Origin of the sequence: Pantoea sp. UBA4549 (genome assembly GCF_002387285.1) — a bacterium.
Taxonomy (GTDB): Bacteria; Pseudomonadota; Gammaproteobacteria; order Enterobacterales; family Enterobacteriaceae; genus Pantoea; species Pantoea borealis.
The window spans coordinates 293,057-311,954 of sequence record NZ_DGLH01000009.1 but is presented as its reverse complement, the minus strand read 5'-3'; the positions used below and the strand labels follow the sequence as shown (position 1 = coordinate 311,954).

At 53.6% G+C, this 18,898-nt stretch carries 13 protein-coding genes and 1 pseudogene; 6 read left to right on the top strand and 8 right to left on the bottom strand.

Translation table 11 applies throughout. The features are described from left to right. Positions 1 to 134: 134 nt before the first annotated feature. A complete protein-coding gene (ribA, locus tag B3041_RS08190; protein WP_039384570.1) occupies positions 135 to 728 on the top strand; it encodes a GTP cyclohydrolase II in 594 nt (197 codons plus the stop codon). A gap of 31 nt (positions 729 to 759) precedes the next feature. On the opposite strand, the gene acnA is transcribed toward ribA, so the two are convergent. The 5 genes from acnA to sohB all read right to left on the bottom strand — a co-directional run bounded on the left by acnA (position 760) and on the right by sohB (position 10,061). Then, positions 760 to 3,441: an aconitate hydratase AcnA gene (acnA, locus tag B3041_RS08185; RefSeq protein ID WP_065649270.1), complete on the bottom strand. Its 2,682-nt coding sequence runs from the start codon at positions 3,439 to 3,441 to the stop codon at positions 760 to 762. A gap of 606 nt (positions 3,442 to 4,047) precedes the next feature. After that, positions 4,048 to 4,206, bottom strand: coding sequence for a YmiA family putative membrane protein (locus B3041_RS08180; RefSeq protein WP_075050740.1), 159 nt, complete (start codon positions 4,204 to 4,206; stop codon positions 4,048 to 4,050). 493 nt (positions 4,207 to 4,699) lie between these two features. After that, a complete protein-coding gene (cysB, locus tag B3041_RS08175) occupies positions 4,700 to 5,674 on the bottom strand; it encodes an HTH-type transcriptional regulator CysB (protein ID WP_039384577.1) in 975 nt (324 codons plus the stop codon). Between the two features lie 184 nt (positions 5,675 to 5,858). Further along, a complete protein-coding gene (gene topA, locus B3041_RS08170; protein WP_292971277.1) occupies positions 5,859 to 8,456 on the bottom strand; it encodes a type I DNA topoisomerase in 2,598 nt (865 codons plus the stop codon). 558 nt (positions 8,457 to 9,014) lie between these two features. Continuing rightward, complete coding sequence (sohB, locus tag B3041_RS08165) at positions 9,015 to 10,061, bottom strand: protease SohB (protein WP_292971274.1); 1,047 nt, start codon at positions 10,059 to 10,061, stop codon at positions 9,015 to 9,017. A 174-nt stretch (positions 10,062 to 10,235) separates the two neighbouring features. On the opposite strand from sohB, the gene B3041_RS08160 reads away from it, so the two are divergent. Both B3041_RS08160 and cobO read left to right on the top strand, forming a co-directional pair. After that, the gene (locus B3041_RS08160) at positions 10,236 to 11,000 is read left to right on the top strand and encodes a YciK family oxidoreductase (RefSeq protein WP_065649266.1); all 765 of its coding nucleotides are present in this window, start codon (positions 10,236 to 10,238) and stop codon (positions 10,998 to 11,000) included. Continuing rightward, complete coding sequence (gene cobO / locus B3041_RS08155; protein ID WP_065649265.1) at positions 10,997 to 11,584, top strand: cob(I)yrinic acid a,c-diamide adenosyltransferase; 588 nt, start codon at positions 10,997 to 10,999, stop codon at positions 11,582 to 11,584. Before B3041_RS08160 ends, cobO begins: the two co-directional genes overlap by 4 nt. Positions 11,585 to 11,612: 28 nt before the next feature. Here the strand turns inward: cobO and rluB are convergent, their stop codons facing one another. Next, on the bottom strand, positions 11,613 to 12,491 hold the full coding sequence (gene rluB / locus B3041_RS08150; protein ID WP_065649264.1) for a 23S rRNA pseudouridine(2605) synthase RluB: 879 nt from the start codon (positions 12,489 to 12,491) through the stop codon (positions 11,613 to 11,615). 787 nt (positions 12,492 to 13,278) lie between these two features. On the opposite strand from rluB, the gene B3041_RS08145 reads away from it, so the two are divergent. Further along, positions 13,279 to 13,920 (top strand): hypothetical protein, encoded by a 642-nt coding sequence (locus B3041_RS08145; protein WP_065649263.1) that lies wholly within the window; start codon positions 13,279 to 13,281, stop codon positions 13,918 to 13,920. A gap of 23 nt (positions 13,921 to 13,943) precedes the next feature. Here B3041_RS08145 and B3041_RS08140 read toward each other — a convergent pair whose 3' ends face one another. After that, positions 13,944 to 14,564: an L-threonylcarbamoyladenylate synthase gene (locus tag B3041_RS08140; protein WP_065649262.1), complete on the bottom strand. Its 621-nt coding sequence runs from the start codon at positions 14,562 to 14,564 to the stop codon at positions 13,944 to 13,946. A 21-nt stretch (positions 14,565 to 14,585) separates the two neighbouring features. Continuing rightward, on the bottom strand, positions 14,586 to 15,461 hold the full coding sequence (gene rnm, locus B3041_RS08135) for an RNase RNM (RefSeq protein WP_065649261.1): 876 nt from the start codon (positions 15,459 to 15,461) through the stop codon (positions 14,586 to 14,588). A gap of 280 nt (positions 15,462 to 15,741) precedes the next feature. Between rnm and B3041_RS08130 the strand changes: the two genes are divergently transcribed. Both B3041_RS08130 and trpD read left to right on the top strand, forming a co-directional pair. Continuing rightward, a complete protein-coding gene (locus B3041_RS08130; protein ID WP_065649260.1) occupies positions 15,742 to 17,304 on the top strand; it encodes an anthranilate synthase component 1 in 1,563 nt (520 codons plus the stop codon). Beyond that, positions 17,304 to 18,897, top strand: a pseudogene (gene trpD / locus B3041_RS08125) (bifunctional anthranilate synthase glutamate amidotransferase component TrpG/anthranilate phosphoribosyltransferase TrpD). Before B3041_RS08130 ends, trpD begins: the two are co-directional and overlap by 1 nt. Position 18,898: the final 1 nt, after the last annotated feature.

Genomic DNA, 18,898 nt, shown 5'->3' with positions numbered 1-18,898 from the left:
CTTTATCACTACAATCTTTCTGACTGATTAGCGGGCCTGCTTGTGGATATGGCACAATAGACACAATTTTCGGGTCAGTCGGCCCGTGCGTTATCAAGATGATAGCGCATCCTCTGAAGGTTCTGGAGAATCACATGCAGCTTAAACGGGTAGCAGAAGCTAAACTGCCCACGCCATGGGGAGATTTCCTGATGGTAGGTTTTGAAGAACTGGCAACCGGCCACGATCATGTGGCGCTGGTTTACGGTGATATCAGCGATCACACGCCGGTGCTGGCGCGTGTTCACTCTGAGTGTCTGACCGGCGATGCGCTGTTCAGTCTGCGCTGCGACTGCGGCTTTCAGCTGGAAGCGGCCTTAACAGCGATTGCTGAAGAGGGTCGCGGTGTACTGCTCTATCATCGTCAGGAAGGCCGTAATATCGGTTTGCTGAATAAGATCCGCGCCTATGCGCTGCAGGATAAAGGCTATGACACCGTAGAAGCGAACCATCAGCTGGGTTTTGCCGCCGATGAGCGTGATTTCACCCTGTGTGCTGATATGTTTAAATTGCTGGGGATTGATGAAGTGCGCCTGCTAACCAATAATCCGCGCAAAGTTGAGATCCTCAGCGAAGCAGGGATCAATATTGTCGAGCGCGTGCCGCTGATTGTCGGGCGTAATCCAAAAAATGCCCATTATCTCGATACTAAAGCGGAAAAAATGGGGCATCTGCTGCCGAAATCCTGAAAGAGAAAAGCCGGGCAAGCCCGGCTTTTTTTTAGTTCAGCATATTACGGATAACATAGTGCAGTATGCCGTCATTACGGTAGTAGGTCAGTTCGGTGGCGGTATCAATACGACAGCGTGCGGCAACCTGTTCCTGACGACCGTCTGCGCGTGTCAGGGTCACATTGACCGTACAGCCAGGCGTCAGCTGCGACAGATCGGCAATATCTATCCGCTCCTCACCGGTTAACTGCAGCGTTTTACGGGTGACGTCAGTCGGAAACTCCAGCGGCAGGATCCCCATACCAATCAGGTTGGAACGATGGATACGCTCAAAGGATTCAGCGATCACTACGCGCACGCCCTGCAGACGTGGTCCCTTAGCGGCCCAGTCGCGGCTGGAGCCTGAACCATACTCTTTCCCGGCCACCACGGCGAGCGGCACGCCCTCCTCTTTATATTTCATTGCGGCATCATAGATAGCCAGCGTTTCATTACCCGGATAGTGCCGGGTGTAGCCGCCTTCCGTACCGGGCACCATTTCATTGCGGATACGAATATTGGCAAAGGTGCCGCGCATCATCACTTCATGGTTACCGCGGCGCGAACCGTAGGAGTTGAAGTCATTACGCTCTATGCCTTTCGCCAGCAGATAGCGCCCCGCCGGGCTCTCGGCTTTGATACTTCCCGCAGGCGAAATATGGTCAGTGGTGACTGAGTCGCCCAGCATGGCCAGAATACGGGCACCGCGGATGTCCTCAACCGGTTTTGGCGTTTTCTCCATATCATCAAAGAAAGGAGAAAGGCGGATGTAGGTCGACCCTTCATCCCAGTCATAGGTTGCCGCTTCGCTGACGGAGATTTGCTGCCAGTCTGGCGTCCCGTCAAAGACTTCCGCATACTCTTTGCGGAACATACTGCTATTAACCAGCTGCACCGAGGCGGCGATCTCCTCCGGCGATGGCCAGATATCTTTGAGATACACATCTTTCCCGGTCTGATCCTGACCAATAGGGTCGCTCTGCAGGTTGATGTTCATATTGCCGGCCAGCGCATAGGCTACCACCAGCGGTGGCGAAGCCAGCCAGTTGGTTTTGATCAGCGGATGAATACGCCCTTCAAAATTACGGTTGCCGGACAGCACGGCGCCAACAGTAAGATCGCCCTCTTTAATGACGCTTTCAATCTCATCCGGCAACGGCCCCGAGTTGCCGATACAGGTAGTGCAGCCATACCCTACCAGGTTGAAGCCGAGTTTATCCAGATAAGGCGTCAGGCGTGCCGTTGCCAGATAATCAGACACCACTTTTGATCCTGGTGCCAGCGAGGCTTTTACCCACGGCTGGCGCTTCAGTCCGCGCTCAACCGCTTTTTTTGCCAGCAGGCCGGCAGCCATCAGCACGCTGGGGTTTGACGTATTGGTACAGGAGGTAATTGCGGCAATCACAACCGCACCATCATCAAGCTGATGTGACTGGCGGGTTTCACTGTCGCAGTAGCTGACCGCTTTATGCGGTTTTTGCGCGTGGTTAATTTCCAGTTCATTACTGGCGGCAAACGCGGCGGGCACATCGCCCAGCGCCACCCGATCCTGCGGACGCTTGGGTCCTGCAATACTGGATTCGACGTCAGCCATATCCAGCGACAGCGTGCTGGTAAAGACGGGCTCATCGCCAGCATTACGCCATAGCCCCTGCTGTTTCGCATACGCTTCTGTCAGTTCAACCTGCTGCTCATCACGCCCGGTCAGCGTCATATAACTCAGGGTGACTTCATCAATCGGGAAGAAACCGCAGGTAGCACCATACTCAGGGGCCATATTGGCAATCGTTGCACGATCGGCCAGCGGCAGATCTGCCAGCCCGTCTCCATAGAATTCGACAAATTTGCCAACAACACCATGCTTACGCAGCATCTGGGTCACTGTCAGCACCAAATCAGTTGCAGTAATGCCCGGACGCAGTTTGCCGGTCAGCTTAAAGCCGACCACATCAGGAATCAGCATTGAGACTGGCTGGCCGAGCATGGCCGCTTCCGCCTCAATACCGCCGACGCCCCAGCCCAGTACGCCCAGCGCATTGATCATTGTGGTATGCGAGTCGGTACCAACCAGCGTATCGGGCCAGGCAACATGTTTGCCCTCCAGCTCTTCATGCCAGACGGCTTTGCCAAGGTACTCCAGGTTAACCTGATGACAGATGCCGGTACCGGGTGGCACAACGCGAAACCGGTTAAACGCTTTTTGGCCCCAGCGCAGGAAAACATAGCGTTCATGGTTGCGTTCCATCTCCAGCCTGACGTTTTCACCAAAGGCGTCATCGTTGCCGAAGCGATCAACAGTCACGGAGTGGTCAATAACCAGATCAACCGGGGACAAGGGATTAACTTTTGCCACATCTCCGCCCAGGCGTTCTACTGCTTCGCGCATCGCTGCCAGGTCAACCACGGCAGGTACGCCGGTAAAGTCCTGCATCAGCACACGTGCCGGACGATAGGCAATCTCCCGATCAGCATGCGCGTTGTGCTGCCAGTCTGCCAGCGCCTGAATATCGTCAAGGGTAACGGAATCACCATCCTGCCAGCGCAGCAGATTTTCCAGCAGCACCTTCATCGATTTTGGTAAGCGATCAATGTTGCCGGTATGCTGTGCGGCTTTGGCAAGACTGTAATAATGATAGGTGTGTGTTCCGACCGCCAGCGTATCCTGACTTTGCTCGCGTAATGTTAACGACATGTCTCCTCCTTTAATTCCTTTAGGCTAAACCTCAGAGAGTGCAAGGTTTAGCTTAAAGATAGACTACATTTTCCTTAACGTTTTGATAACAACACAATAGGGCACAGGGTGCCACAAACAAAAATGCCCCGACCTGAGTCGGGGCATTTCTATGAATTCGGTAATAAAGAGCGTCGGTTACATAAGAGCCCAGGCTGCCGCTGCCCAAAAGGCAAATGAGAAAGCATAAACGCTAAGCCATGAAAAAGTGGTTGTATTCATTCGTCACTCCTTCCCGGTTCTCGGGCTAAATTTTCTTTAGTCTTCAGTTATCTACTGTCGACGCTTTTTTTGCAGTGTAAAGTCAGGGGCTTTTTGCTGGCCCGCCGGAATAACCGGAAAAATCAAAGCAATATCAGATGCTAAACGTTCGTACAACAACACTTATTTGAGTTTTGGATCCATAAAGGATTCGATAAAGCTGCGCTGCTTGTCACTCAGATCCCAGGAAGCAGGAATCGCTACAGACTGCTCAGCAGCAGGAGCTTCTTTTGCTTTGCACGCAGGTGTATTTGGCTGCCGTGCAGTTACCGGATATTTACGACTGAGTGAGTTTGCCCACATGGCTTAGCCCCATAAACGCCAAATCGTTAATGCCACCACTACCCAGAACAGTGCTGAAGCAGCGAAGACAGCCAACCAGGCCTTGCGACGGGTGTTACCGGTACGCTGAACCTTGGTGCTCTTTGCCCGGAAGTCGGGTTGTACAGTTATTCTCGTAGCCATAGTTTTTGATAATCACTCTCAACAAAACGATTGATAACAACGATTAAGATTTAGGATGAATCCTAAACTTCTTAAGTCCAAAAATCCAGTTATTTTTATTGAGCACAACGATTAACGCTATTAATCAAAGCTGCGAAAACTGATTAGCCTTATTGAAACACAGACCGCATAACTAATAAAAAAAGAGCAAAACCAATTTGGGTTAAACAACAATTAGTACCAGTTTAAATTTGAGTTAAATAAAAGAACTCAGTATTAAAGCCCTTCTTCATCAGGTGTTAACTGGAGTATGGGAATAATCCTGGCAGTGTGCAAAGTAGTGAGCCAAAAAATGTGTACTGTTTCTCAATTAATTAATAACAATGAAAAAACCTGTGATGCATGTTTTATTTACAGAAAAATGTCAGCTTTTGTTGAACTACTGATGGCGCTAAGCGGGGAGGAAACCTGAAGGTGCCCACTGGACACCCCGGTAAATTCATGATTTAGCAAATTATTTGAAAGGGAGTTTGATATCGCGAAACATCGCTTCGATGTCGTCGTTGGAACGCAGAGCAACGGCGGTGTCTACCACATCACGCGTAAGATGTGGCGCAAAACGCTGAATAAAATCATACATATAGCTGCGGAGGAAGGTACTGCGGCGGAAGCCAATTTTCGTTGTACTATTGGTGAAAATCTCTGAAGCTTCTATACGAACCAGATCCGGATCGGCTACAGGGTCAACCGCCATACTGGCGATCACACCCACGCCTAAGCCAAGCCGCACATAAGTTTTAATAACGTCTGCATCGGTTGCGGTGAACACGATCCGCGGTGTAAGCCCTGCACGATTAAATGCAGTATCAAGCTCAGAACGTCCGGTAAACCCGAAGGTATAGGTCACCAGCGGAAAGTCGGCCAGTTCCTCTATCGTCACATTGTCTTTGCCTGCCAGCGGGTGATCGGGTGTGACTACAATCGCGCGATTCCAGTGGTAACAGGGCAGCATGATTAAATCGTCATAGAGATGCAGGGCTTCAGTCGCAATCGCAAAATCAGCATTGCCCTTCGACACTGCCTCAGCAATCTGTGTAGGCGAGCCCTGATGCATATGCAGCGACACGCGGGGATAGCGCTCTATAAACCCCTTGATTACGCCCGGCAACGCATAGCGTGCCTGCGTGTGCGTGGTCGCGACATAAAGAGATCCCTTATCAGGCCAGGTATGTTCACCCGCTACGGATTTAATCGCGTCGACTTTTGATAATACTTCACGTGCTATACGGATAATCTCTTCGCCAGCCGGTGTGACCTGAGTCAGATGCTTGCCGCTGCGGGCAAATATCTGCACCCCCAGCTCATCTTCAAGCATACGGACCTGCTTACTGATACCAGGCTGTGAGGTATAGAGTCCTTCAGCGGTCGATGAGACGTTGAGATTGTGATTGACCACTTCCACGATATAGCGCAACTGCTGCAGTTTCATAGTTATATCTTCCCGTTAGCGACTAACGTGCTTTACGGCAGCCGCCCTTGATGCAGATGTGAGGAACAGAGCGAATGGAGAATAGAAAAACTATAACAACTATATCAGTTTTTAAGGAAATAAAGAACGTTAGGTTATAAGGCGGGGAAAGTAAACGGGGCTGACAGATGCCAGCCCCGGAGAGTTATTTTTTCGCTTCCTGCCATTTGCCGTCAATATAGAACATCGACCAGCCAGTCGCTTTACCCTCTTTTTCAGACGAAACGTACTGCTGTTTTGTCTTACGGCTAAAACGTACCAGGGTTTTATTTCCTTCCGGATCGGCTGCTGGCGCCTCGGCCAGATATTTAAGCTTTTCCGGCAGACGGTCAGCAAAGCGCTTCAGCTCTTCCACCAGCGGTGCCCGGGTCTCACGCGATTTCGGGAAGGTGTTGGCCGCAAGGAATACGCCAGCCGCGCCGTCACGCAGCACAAAATAGGCATCTGATTTTTCACAGGGAAGCTCAGGCAGCGGCACCGGATCCTCTTTCGGCGGCGCAACTTCGCCGTTGCGCAGGATCTTACGGGTGTTTTTACACTCTTCGTTGGTGCACGCCATGTATTTACCAAAGCGTCCCATCTTCAGGTGCATCTCCGACCCGCACTTCTCGCACTCTACGATAGGGCCGTCATACCCCTTAATGCGGAACTCGCCCTGCTCAATTTCATAACCATCGCACTCTGGATTATTACCACAGACGTGAAGCTTGCGGCTGTTATCAATCAGATAGCTATCCATTGCAGTGCCGCACTTAACGCAGCGGCGGCGGGCACGTAACGCGTTGGTTTCAGCGTCGTCACCCTCCAGTACGTTCAGTACTTCATTTTCCGGGATCAGATTGATAGTTTGCTTGCAGCGCTCTTTTGGCGGCAGGGCGTATCCCGAACAGCCGAGGAATACGCCAGTGCTGGCCGTACGAATGCCCATCTTACGACCACAGGTCGGGCAGTCGATTGATGTCAGCACCATCTGATTCGGCTGCATGCCGCCCTCTTCCGGATCTTTTTCAGCCTGCTCAAGCTGCTGGCTGAAATCACTGAAGAAGGAGTCGAGTACGCCTTTCCACTGCGCCTGATTGTTAGCCACCTGATCGAGGCTATTTTCCATATGCGCGGTAAAGTCGTAATTCATCAGCTCGCGGAAATTCTCTTCCAGCCGATCGGTGACGATTTCGCCCATCTTCTCAGCGTAGAAACGGCGGTTTTCAACGCGCACATAGCCACGATCCTGAATAGTGGAAATAATAGACGCGTAGGTTGACGGACGACCAATACCGCGTTTCTCCAGCTCGCGCACCAGCGAAGCTTCGCTGAATCGCGCCGGAGGCTTGGTGAAGTGCTGGCTCGGCTGCAGTGCGGTTAAATCAATAATTTCCCCTACCGCTACGGGTGGCAGTGTTCTGTCTTCATCGTTTTTACGCAGCGCCGGCATAACGCGCGTCCAGCCATCAAAACGCAGCGTGCGGCCTTTTGCCTTGAGCCTGAATTCAGCTGCCCCTACGGTAAGCGTGGTGGAGTCATATTTAGCCGGAACCATCTGGCACGCCACAAACTGGCGCCAGATGAGCTGATAAAGCTTTTGCGCATCCGCTTCCATATCTTTCAGCTGCTCAGCGCTGACGTTGACATCTGACGGACGGATCGCTTCGTGCGCTTCCTGCGAATTATCTTTGCTGGTGTAAGTCACCGGCGCATCCGGCAGGTATTTTTTGCCGAACTCACTGGCGACATAGTCGCGCGCCATTGCCACCGCATCCTGACTCAGATTCGTGGAGTCAGTACGCATGTAGGTGATGTGACCCGCTTCATACAGCCGCTGCGCCATCATCATGGTTTTCTTCACACCAAATCCAAGGCGTGTGCTCGCAGCCTGCTGCAGCGTTGAGGTAATAAATGGTGCAGAAGGTTTACTGCTGGTCGGTTTGTCTTCGCGATCCAGCACTTCATAACGCGCTTTTTCCAGTATCGCGACCGCTGCGTGCGTCTGCTCGCGGTTAACCGGACGAAACGCTTTGTCACTCTGATGCGTCACCTGCATCGCCAGCGCATCACCTTTTGGCGTAGCAAAATCGGCGTTGATCTCCCAGTACTCTTCCGGCACAAACGCTTTAATTTCGCGCTCGCGCTCAACAACCAGGCGAACCGCTACTGACTGAACGCGTCCGGCAGAGAGACCACGGGCGATCTTTTTCCACAGCAGAGGCGACACCATATACCCCACAACGCGATCCATAAAACGACGCGCCTGCTGGGCATTGACCCGCTCAATATTCAGTTCGCCCGGCTTTTCAAACGCCTGCCGAATCGCATTTTTGGTGATTTCATTAAACACCACCCGGCTGAAACGCTTGTCGTCGCCGCCAATGACTTCACGCAGATGCCAGGCGATGGCTTCCCCTTCGCGGTCAAGGTCGGTTGCGAGATAGATATGATCGGCATCAGCAGCCAGGCTTTTGAGTTCAGAGACAACTTTCTCTTTGCCCGGCAGGATTTGATAATCAGCTTCCCAGCCGTGCCACGGATCAACACCCATTCGGTTGACCAGCGCCGCCTTTTCATCTTTTTTTACTTTTTTACCGGTTTTTGCCTTCTCACCGTCAGTACTTTTACGGGTCGTTGAACCACTGGTCGGCAAATCGCGGATATGACCGACACTGGATTTCACCACGTAGTCATTACCGAGGTATTTATTGATTGTTTTGGCCTTTGCCGGGGACTCAACGATAACGAGTGCTTTACCCATATGTACCTTTACCTGATTAAAACGTCCTGATAAACGGGAGAGGATTAATGCCCCAAAACCCAGTGGGTTTAATATTGCTGCCAGCACTCTATTTTTCAAGCTGGCGGGGACTGACCACTATTCAGTTTAAAACGGTGTGCGCAACCTCATGATTAACTACACTTTTTCCGTCTGACATCATCACACATCCTGGTGTGAACTCCCTGAAAGCTGAATCGCCCACACTCTACCTGATAAAATCTGATACGCAACTTAAATAGCACTCTGTTTAATTTTGCGCCAGTTGCAGCAGGGCGCGCGGATAAGCAGCGGCAGAATGGGAGGTAATATAGAAGGAGAAAATGCACTGTCAAAAAAAGTTGGATAAATCTCAACAAAAATGGAATTCATTTCACAACCGGCTGAGATAAATGTTGCGTCACTCTATCAGCAAGTTGCGCCGTGACTTTTATCACGCAGCGTAACCGGATACGGCGGCTTTTGTCCGGACAGATCCGGCGCGCCTGTCAGGCCCTGCAAGCGCTAAGCATAAAAAACCCGGCCGAAGCCGGGTAGCTGTTACAGCAGAGGCTTTTCGCCGCGCTGCCAGAGTTTCAGCAATAGCCGTTCCGCCGCCAGGCTGGCGCTGCCGGTAAAACGATCCATCATCTTTTTCTTGCGAGCATACTGTACGCCCAGTACGGTGAAGCGCTCCATATGCCGGATGATCAACGCGTCGCTGGTGCCGATTTCATCAATCAGGCCCAGCTCAAGCGCCTGCTGTCCATACCAGTGTTCGCCGGTCGCCACCAGGTTCATATCCAGTGACGGACGCATCTGCTGCACAAAGCCTTTAAACAGCTGATGTGTTTCATCAAGATCGTGCTGAAACTTCTCCCGTCCCTCTTCGGTGTTTTCACCAAACAGCGTCAGGGTGCGTTTGTACTGGCCTGCAGTGTGCAGTTCCACATCAATATCATTGCGCTTCAGCAGCCGGTTAAAGTTGGGGATCTGCGCCACAACGCCGATTGAACCGATAATGGAAAACGGCGCAGCGACAATGCGATCTGCCACACAGGCCATCATATATCCGCCACTGGCGGCCACCTTATCTACCGCGGCGGTCAGGCGCAGACCCGCGTCGCGCAGGCGCTGCAGCTGCGACGCTGCCAGACCGTAACCATGCACAACCCCGCCCGGGCTTTCAAGCCGCAGCAGCACTTCATCGCCCGGCTGCGCTACGGCCAGCACAGCTGACACTTCTTCACGCAGCGAGGCAACTTCACCCGCGTCCATGCTGCCTTTAAAGCCAAGCACATACAGTACCGGCTTTGCGGTTTCCGTGACGCCGTTTTTCGCGTTGCGCTTCTCTGTCTTCGCTTTCAGCTTCTCTTCTTTTTTATGCTGTTTCAGCCAGACTTTTTGTACCTGTGGCTTCATTTTAGCCAGCTGCAGATCCTCTTTCATCTGACGATACTCATCATCCAGATGCGTTACCTGCAGCTGTCCTGCATGATGACGTTTGCGCAGCGCAGCATTCAGTATGATAAACACTACGGCCGCAATGGCGATCACTACCGTGACAGCCTTGGCCAGAAATAGCCCATAGCTGGAGAAAAAATCCATTCTGCCGCCTTATTAAACAGTGAATTACAATTAACAGCTGAGTGTAACTGCTTTAAGCCGGTTCGTCGCCTGAAAAGCCCGCAGGCGGCACAGAATGCTCCTCCGGAGCATTGCACCGGCAGGCGAATTCAGGCATAAAGCCAGAAACCCTGCTACTGATAAAAGGAGATTGCTGTGCACTATCAGCCTAAAAGCGATCTACTCGAAAACCACATTATTCTGGTCACCGGCGCATCAGACGGGATTGGCCGTGAAGCGGCGCTGACTTATGCGCGCTATGGTGCCCGCGTTATTCTGCTTGGACGTAACCCCGTTACTCTGCAGCAGACAGAAGCAGCGATTAACCAGCTTAACAAGCAGCCCGCCAGCTCACTGCTGCTGGATCTCGCTACCGCCACGCCTGAATCATGCCTGCAGCTGGCCGCGCAGATTGCTGAAAACGTACCGCGCCTGGATGGCGTACTGCATAACGCCGGGATTCTGGGTGACATCGTCCCGCTGGCCGGGCTTGACCCGGCAATCTGGCGCGATGTGATGCAGATTAACCTTGATGCCACCTTTTATCTGACGCAGGCTCTCTTACCGCTGCTGCTGAAATCAGAGGCGGGATCGCTGGTATTCACCACGTCCAGCGTAGGCCGTACCGGGCGCGCCGGCTGGGGTGCCTATGCCGTCTCTAAATTTGCCACTGAAGGCATGATGCAGGTGCTCGCCGATGAGTATAAAAATCATACTTTGCGCGTAAACTGCATCAATCCTGGCGGTACGCGTACAAAAATGCGTGCCAGCGCGTTTCCGGAGGAGGATGCAAATCTGCTGAAAACCCCTGCCGATCTAATGCCGCTTTATCTCTACCTGATGGGTGATGATAGCCGGCGTAAAACAGGTATGAGCTTCGATGCCCAGCCCGGACGCAAAGCGGGCCCGGCCAGCGCATGAGCGATCGTCATCAGCAACGTCAGCAGCGTCTGAAAGAACAGGTGGATGCACGCATTGCCGCTGCGACTGAAAATCGCGGTATTGTCATGGTGTTTACCGGTAACGGTAAGGGAAAAACCACGGCGGCGTTTGGTACGGCGCTGCGCGCCTGCGGCCACGGTAAAAAAGTGGCGGTGGTACAGTTTATCAAAGGCGAGTGGCCCAACGGCGAGCGTAATTTACTGGAACAGCACGGCGTGGAATTTCAGGTCATGGCCACCGGATTTACCTGGGAGACACAGAGCCGCAGCACGGATACGATCGCCTGTCAGCAGGTCTGGCAGCAGGCACAACACATGCTGGCTGATAGCCACATCGACCTGGTGATCCTCGATGAAATAACCTATATGGTGAGCATGGATTATCTGGAGCTGGAGGCGCTGATTACCGCTCTGCAACAGCGCCCGCGGTCGCAAAGCGTGATTATTACCGGACGCGGCTGTCACCGGCGCTTGCTGGAGCTGGCAGATACCGTTACTGAGATGCGCCCGGTGAAACATGCCTTTGATGCCGGCATCCAGGCGCAACAGGGAATTGACTGGTAGCCGCTGCCAGAGCAGCGGCACACAGACATCAGGCGCCGCGTTTGCTGCTGCTGCGGCGCTGATTGGTGTTGCCGGCGCTGCTGTGACGCTTCACTGCGCGGCGGATCTGGTTCGCTTTTGTGCGACGACGATCTTTCTCAACGGCAACTTTAGTGACGGTCTCTTCCGGCATTCCCACCAGCTTACGCAGATAGTTTACCGCAGGCAGCTCCATCTCCATCCAGCCGCCGCGTGGCAGGCCTTTTGGCAGCTGAATGTCGCCATAACGTACGCGCATCAGGCGGCTAACCTGAACGCCGACCGCTTCCCACAAACGACGCACTTCGCGATTACGTCCTTCTGTAAGGGTAACGTTGTACCACTGGTTAATCCCTTCACCGCCAGCAAACTTAATGGTTTTAAAGGCCGCCGGACCATCTTCCAGCTGCACGCCTTTGCTCAGCAGACGCACTTTGTCGTCACCTACTTCGCCAAAAACGCGCACCGCATATTCACGTTCAACTTCGCGACTTGGATGCATCAGACGGTTAGCCAGTTCACCATCCGTTGTGAACAGCAGCAGACCGCAGGTGTTAACATCCAGGCGACCGACTGCCACCCAGCGCGATCCGCGCAGGCGCGGCAGACGGTCAAACACGGTCGGGCGCCCTTCCGGATCGTTACGGGTGCAGAGCTCCCCTTCCGGCTTGTAATAGGCCAGCACACGGCACACTTCCGTAGTGGACTCGGCAATAGAGACCAGGTGACCATCAATACGGATTTTCAGGCTTTTGTCATTTTCAATGCGATCGCCCAGCGTGGCCAGTTTGCCATCTACGCTGACGCGTCCGGCGGAAATCATCGTTTCGATTTCGCGGCGCGAGCCGTGACCGGCACGCGCTAATACTTTCTGTAATTTTTCGCTCATGGAGCTGCCTCGTTGTCGCCTTCCCAGGCGTCGTGGTAAGAATGGGTATGACAGCGGGATTACCACGTCCTCTGTCAGAAACTGTTAACGTTGCGCATCAATCAGACCGGATGCAAACGGCCTGCGATTTTACACCAGCTAAGGTTTTGTTAACACCTTTAACTTCGCTGCCGATAATAGCTGGCTGGCGATCGGCCGGTGTTCTCTGACTCTGCCTCTTTTGCATGCACGCCGTTACGCGTGTTTATCCCTGACAATATCCTATTTGCAACCAGGTCAATGACCTGGCTGTGACAAAACGCTCATCATATTTATGCCCGCCCCCTGATTTGAGCATTTTTTTTTAACCGCGGGATAAAACAGATCGGTTCAGACCCCAACACTCCGGTAAAATTCTGCCTTCTATTATCAGAAAGCTACAATTGCCCGCCCATTTCACTTAAAACGAGATTTCGTCTCCACCTGTCTGGGTTGCGCGCATAATTCACGCTACAGGTTGGTTTAAGGCTCTATATTCTGTTTTATTACCATTTATTAGCGCACTGAATTTGTACATAAATAAAAGCGGTGTAGAATAAATCAGCAGGTTAAATTTACGTTCACCAAAAATTATTAATTAAGCCCGAACTAATTTATAACAAAATATTAACGTAAGTCTTCATAATGGGTGTTTGAATGGACAATGCTCCATTTTATATGCCCGTATATGCTGACATCATAAAGTCATTAGCGTGTCTGCTCTCCTCACCAGGGATGTTTATGACACGCATTAAAGAAGATCGTAACAATGAAAATAACCGTACTGTGTCCGGCGCTGCTCGCGCTGGCGTTGACCGGTTGTTCCGTTGGACAGACTGAATACAGCAAAGCGGCGCTTGAGCATGTTGATATGAGCGTGACAGGAGTGCCGACAGTGCTGGGTTTAGGTGTTCTCGGTACAACCATTCCCCTTACACCTGAGTACAGCCTGACAGCGGCGCACGTTGCTAAAACTTCTGTGCAGCGCGTTAAGGCCTATCATCCTTATTGCGACGTCGCGATTATTTATCACAAAAATAATCCTGATACGCTGGCCAGGTTTCGCACCAGCGCGCCCGGAGAAGCGATTAAAATGTATGGCTATAGTTTTATTTCTGCCATGCCGGTTGAATCGAGCGGCGTTAATTTAGCACGCACGGCTATCATTAATCGATGGAATAAAAAACCCTGCATGGCAATGGCCTCGAATGCAGGAGTGACGCAGGGAATGTCAGGCGGTGCGGTATATAATAATGATGAAACTATTGCCGGCGTGATCGTGGGGTACAGCCATGAAATTGCTAACAGACGCAGTAAAAAAGTCATTCTTAAAGATGTGTCGCTCTATATACCCTATGGCGACTTTAAGCGCTGGCTGGATCGTAATCTCAGCCAGGCGCCGATCACGTAACGGCGCCTGGCACAGCCTGCCCGTTAACTAAACGGCCGCGTATCTCCGGCACCTGCGCGAACCACTACCGGCGTGTCGTCCGTCAGATCAACAACCGTAGTAGGTTGCTGTCCCAGTGTGCCGCCATCAAGGATGAGATCGACCAGTTTGCCGATGCTGTGCTGGATCTCTTCCGGATCGGATTCCGTAAAGTCATTACCGGGCAACATCAGTGAAGTAGACATCATCGGCTCATTCAGTCGCTCAAGCAGCGCCAGCGCAACCGGATTAGACGGCACGCGCAGCCCGATGGTTTTCCGTTTGTCATTCATCAGGCGCCGCGGCACTTCTTTTGTCGCTTTGAGAATAAAAGTGTAATTACCCGGCGTGTTGTTTTTCAGAATACGAAAAGCTGTGTTGTCGACCTGAGAGTAAACCGAAAGCTCTGAGAGGTCGCGACACATCAGCGTAAAGTTGTGATTGCCATCCAGTTGCCGGATCCGGCAGATACGTTCCATCGCGTTTTTCTCTTCCAGCCGGCACCCCAGCGCATAGCCGGAGTCGGTGGGATAGACAATGACGCTGCCTTTATTGAGATAATCCACCGCCTGATTGATCAGGCGCGGCTGCGGGTTATCAGGATGAATGTGAAAACGTTGACTCATAAAAACCTCTTGTCATCTGTCTCAGGCAGTTAAAGCAGGGGCCAGAGCAGGAAAGCGCTCCCACACTGGTTCAACGCCACCCGGCAGCCAGAGTTTACGCCCCAGCTCGATCCAGGGACAGGGTTGGTGAAAATCGGAACCCTGTGATGCAGCCAGTTGATTATCGCGCGCATAGCCTGCCAGCTGGGTGCGCTCGTTCGGCGGCTGCTGACACTGTGCCACCTCAATGGCGTCGCCCCCCGCTTGTGCGAAAAAGGCAATCAGCCGCTTCAGCCATTTTGCCGACAGGCCGTAGCGACCCGGATGCGCCAGCACCGCTACGCCGCCGGAATGATGAATGGCTTCAATAGCTTGTTCAATTGTACACCATTGTGGCGGCACGTAGCCGGTTTTGCCACGCGCCAGATAGTGTTTGAATACCTGCGCCATATTCTCAGCTTTACCCTGTTCAATCAGATAACGGGCGAAGTGACCGCGCGTGATGACGCCCCCCTGTGCCAGCCGCTGTGCGCCTGCCAGTGCGTCGGGGATCCGCGCCCGCTCCAGCCGTTCAGCAATCTGCAGCGCACGCGCGTAACGGCACTGATGCTGCTCTATCAGAAAGCCCTGCAGTGCCGGGTGATCGCAATCGATGTTCAGGCCCACGATATGAATCTCGTGATTTTCCCACAGGGTGGACGCTTCCAGCCCGGCCAGCACTTTTATCGGCAGTTTCTGCTCCTGTGCAAACGCCTGCGCCTCAGCAACGCCTGCGACCGTATCGTGATCGGTAATGGCCAGCACGCCAATTTGCTTCTCAGCCGCGCGCTGGACCAGGGCTGCTGGCGTCAGCAATCCATCGGAGGCGCGGGTATGACTGTGGAGATCGTAAAGAGGGAAACGGCTGATATCAGACAAGGTAACTCCGGAGTACGACTAAAAATCAGCGGGCATGATAGCGATTTTGTTGTTAACTGAGAAAGGGTATTGACATTTTTCGCCCGAACCAGTTAACTAGTACACAAGTTCACACACAACAGGTATCTGTCATGAGTCAGGCAATAGTGCGGTTAACAGACAGCTGGCGTACGTCTTCCTGTAACGGGTGGCGTTATTGTGCACAAGCCTGATCGCTGTGCAGATACCTGAGCCCGCCACCATGCGGGCTTTTTTTTGAGCGAATTTCAGAGAAATTATCATGGCAAATGCGAAACCTACATTGAAGTTGATTACCGGAAACGCACCTTATCGCGAAGATCCGGCCGCGGTGTTTCATCAACTGTGCGGCGCACGCCCGGCGACTCTGCTACTGGAGTCTGCGGACATTGACAGCAAAAAAAATCTGAAAAGCCTGCTGATTGTTGACAGCGCACTTCGCATCAGCGCCCTGGGCCATACCGTGACCCTGCAGGCGCTCTCTGAAAATGGCCGCGCCCTGCTGCCGCTGCTGGATGCCGCTCTGCCTGAGAGCGTAAACATTGAGGTTCGTCCGGATGGACGTGAGCTGCATTTTGCCACCGCGAATGATGTACAGGATGAAGACTCGCGGCTGAAAGCCTTTTCAGTGTTTGATGCGCTGCGTCTGATTCCGCAACTGGTCAACACACCTGCTGATGAACGTGAAGCGATGCTGCTGGGCGGGCTGTTTGCTTACGACCTGGTCGCCGGCTTTGAAGACCTGCCGGCGCTGCGTAATGAGCAGCGCTGCCCCGATTACTGCTTCTATCTGGCTGAAACGCTGCTGATTATTGATCATCAGCAGAGGTCAGCCCGCCTGCAGGCAAGCCTGTTTGCGCCTTCAACCAGTGAGTTTCAGCGTCTGCAGAGTCGTATTGAGCAGCTGCACGGGCAGATGACACAGCCAGCGCCCGCCCTGCCGGTGCAGCGCGTTGAACAGATGACGCTCAGTACCAGCCAGAGCGATGACGCTTACTGTGACGTGGTGGCCTCGCTGCAGCAGGCCATCCGCATTGGCGAAATTTTCCAGGTCGTGCCGTCGCGCCGCTTCTCACTGCCCTGCCCGTCACCGCTCGCGGCTTATGAGACGCTGAAGAACAGCAATCCCAGCCCCTATATGTTCTTTATGCAGGATCGGGATTTTGCCCTGTTCGGTGCCTCACCAGAAAGTTCGCTGAAGTATGACGCACAGTCGCGCCAGATTGAGATCTACCCGATTGCCGGCACCCGTCCGCGCGGCCGCCATGCCGACGGCTCGCTGGATCGCGATCTCGATAGCCGTATTGAGCTGGAGATGCGCACCGATCACAAAGAGCTGGCCGAACATCTGATGCTGGTGGATCTGGCGCGTAACGATCTCGCCCGTATCTGTAAGCCAGGTAGCCGTTATGTTGCCGACCTGACCAAAGTTGACCGCTACTCTTTTGTCATGCATCTGGTCTCCCGCGTGGTGGGCACGCTGCGTGACGATCTGGATGTCCTGCATGCCTACCGCGCCTGTATGAATATGGGCACGCTGAGCGGCGCACCCAAAGTACGCGCCATGCAGCTGATTGCTGAAAAAGAGGGCACGCGGCGCGGCAGCTACGGCGGGGCCGTGGGCTACTTCACCGCAACCGGCGATCTCGATACCTGCATCGTGATCCGTTCCGCCTGGGTTGAAGAAGGTATTGCTACCGTGCAGGCGGGTGCCGGCGTGGTGCTGGATTCCATCCCGCAGGCTGAAGCGGATGAAAGCCGCAATAAAGCACGCGCCGTCCTGCGCGCTATCGCAACTGCGCACCACTGCAAGGAGATGTTCTGATGGCTGATATCCTGCTGCTCGATAATATCGACTCGTTTACCTATAACCTGGTGGATCAGCTGCGCAGTTTTGGTCACAACGTGGTGATCTACCGCAACAACGTGCCGGCAGAAACGCTGATTGCGCGGCTGCAGCAGATGGAAAATCCGGTACTGATGCTGTCGCCAGGCCCTGGCGCCCCTGCTGATGCGGGCTGCATGCCTGCCCTGTTGCAGGCGCTGCGCGGCCAGCTGCCGATTATCGGTATCTGCCTGGGTCATCAGGCTATCGTCGAAGCGTACGGTGGCCACGTAGGCCAGGCGGGTGAGATTCTGCATGGTAAAGCGTCTGCGGTTGAGCATGACGGTTGCGCAATGTTCAGCGGCCTGAGTAATCCGCTGCCGGTGGCACGCTATCACTCGCTGGTGGGAAGTAATACACCCGCTGAGCTGACGGTTAATGCCAGCTACAACGGCATGGTCATGGCCGTGCGGCATGATGCCGATCGCGTCTGCGGCTTTCAGTTCCATCCTGAATCGATCCTCACTACCCAGGGCGCCCGGCTGCTTGAACAGACGCTGGCCTGGGCGCTGGCGCAGTAACAGGGAGATAAAGATGCAAACTATTCTGGAAAAACTGTATCAGGCGCAAACGCTGAGTCAGGCGGAGAGCCACCAGCTGTTCAGTGCCATTATCACCGGTCAGCTGGAGCCCACTCAGCTCGCCGCGGCGCTGATTGCCATGAAAGTGCGCGGCGAGCAGCCACAGGAGATAGCCGGTGCCGCGTCGGCGCTGCTGGCTGATGCTAAACCGTTTCCGCGCCCTGACTATGCGTTTGCTGATATTGTCGGCACCGGTGGCGACGGCAGTAACAGCATTAATATATCAACCGCCAGCGCGTTTGTTGCCGCGACCTGCGGTCTTAAAGTTGCCAAGCATGGGAACCGCAGCGTCTCCAGTAAATCTGGCTCCTCCGATCTGCTGGCCGCGTTTGGTATCAATCTGGATATGCCGGCGCAGCAGGCGCGTCAGGCGCTGGATGACCTTAATGTCTGCTTCCTGTTTGCACCGCAGTATCATACCGGCTTCCGTCACGCGATGCCGGTGCGTCAGCAGCTGAAATCACGCACGCTGTTCAACGTGCTCGGCCCGCTGATTAACCCGGCGCGGCCGCCGCTGGCGGTGATTGGGGTATACAGCCCGGAACTGGTGCTGCCCATCGCGCAAACGCTGAAAGTGCTCGGCTATCAGCGGGCCGCCGTGGTCCATGGCGGCGGTATGGATGAGGTCGCGCTGCACAGCGCTACACAGGTGGCAGAGCTGCGTGACGGAGAAATTACCTGCTATCAGCTGACGCCGGATGACTTTGGTTTTGGCATTCATGACAAAGAGGCGCTGGCGGGTGGCACGCCGGAAGAAAACCGTGACATTCTGACCCGTTTACTTCAGGGTAAAGGAGAGCCCGCGCATGAGCAGGCGGTCGCCGTCAACGTGGCGATGCTGCTAAAAGTGTTTGGTCATGAAGACTTGCGCGACAACGCGGAGCGGGCTATCGCCGCGATTCGCAGCGGGCAGGCTTATGAGCGCGTGGTTGCACTGGCAGCGAGAGGATGAG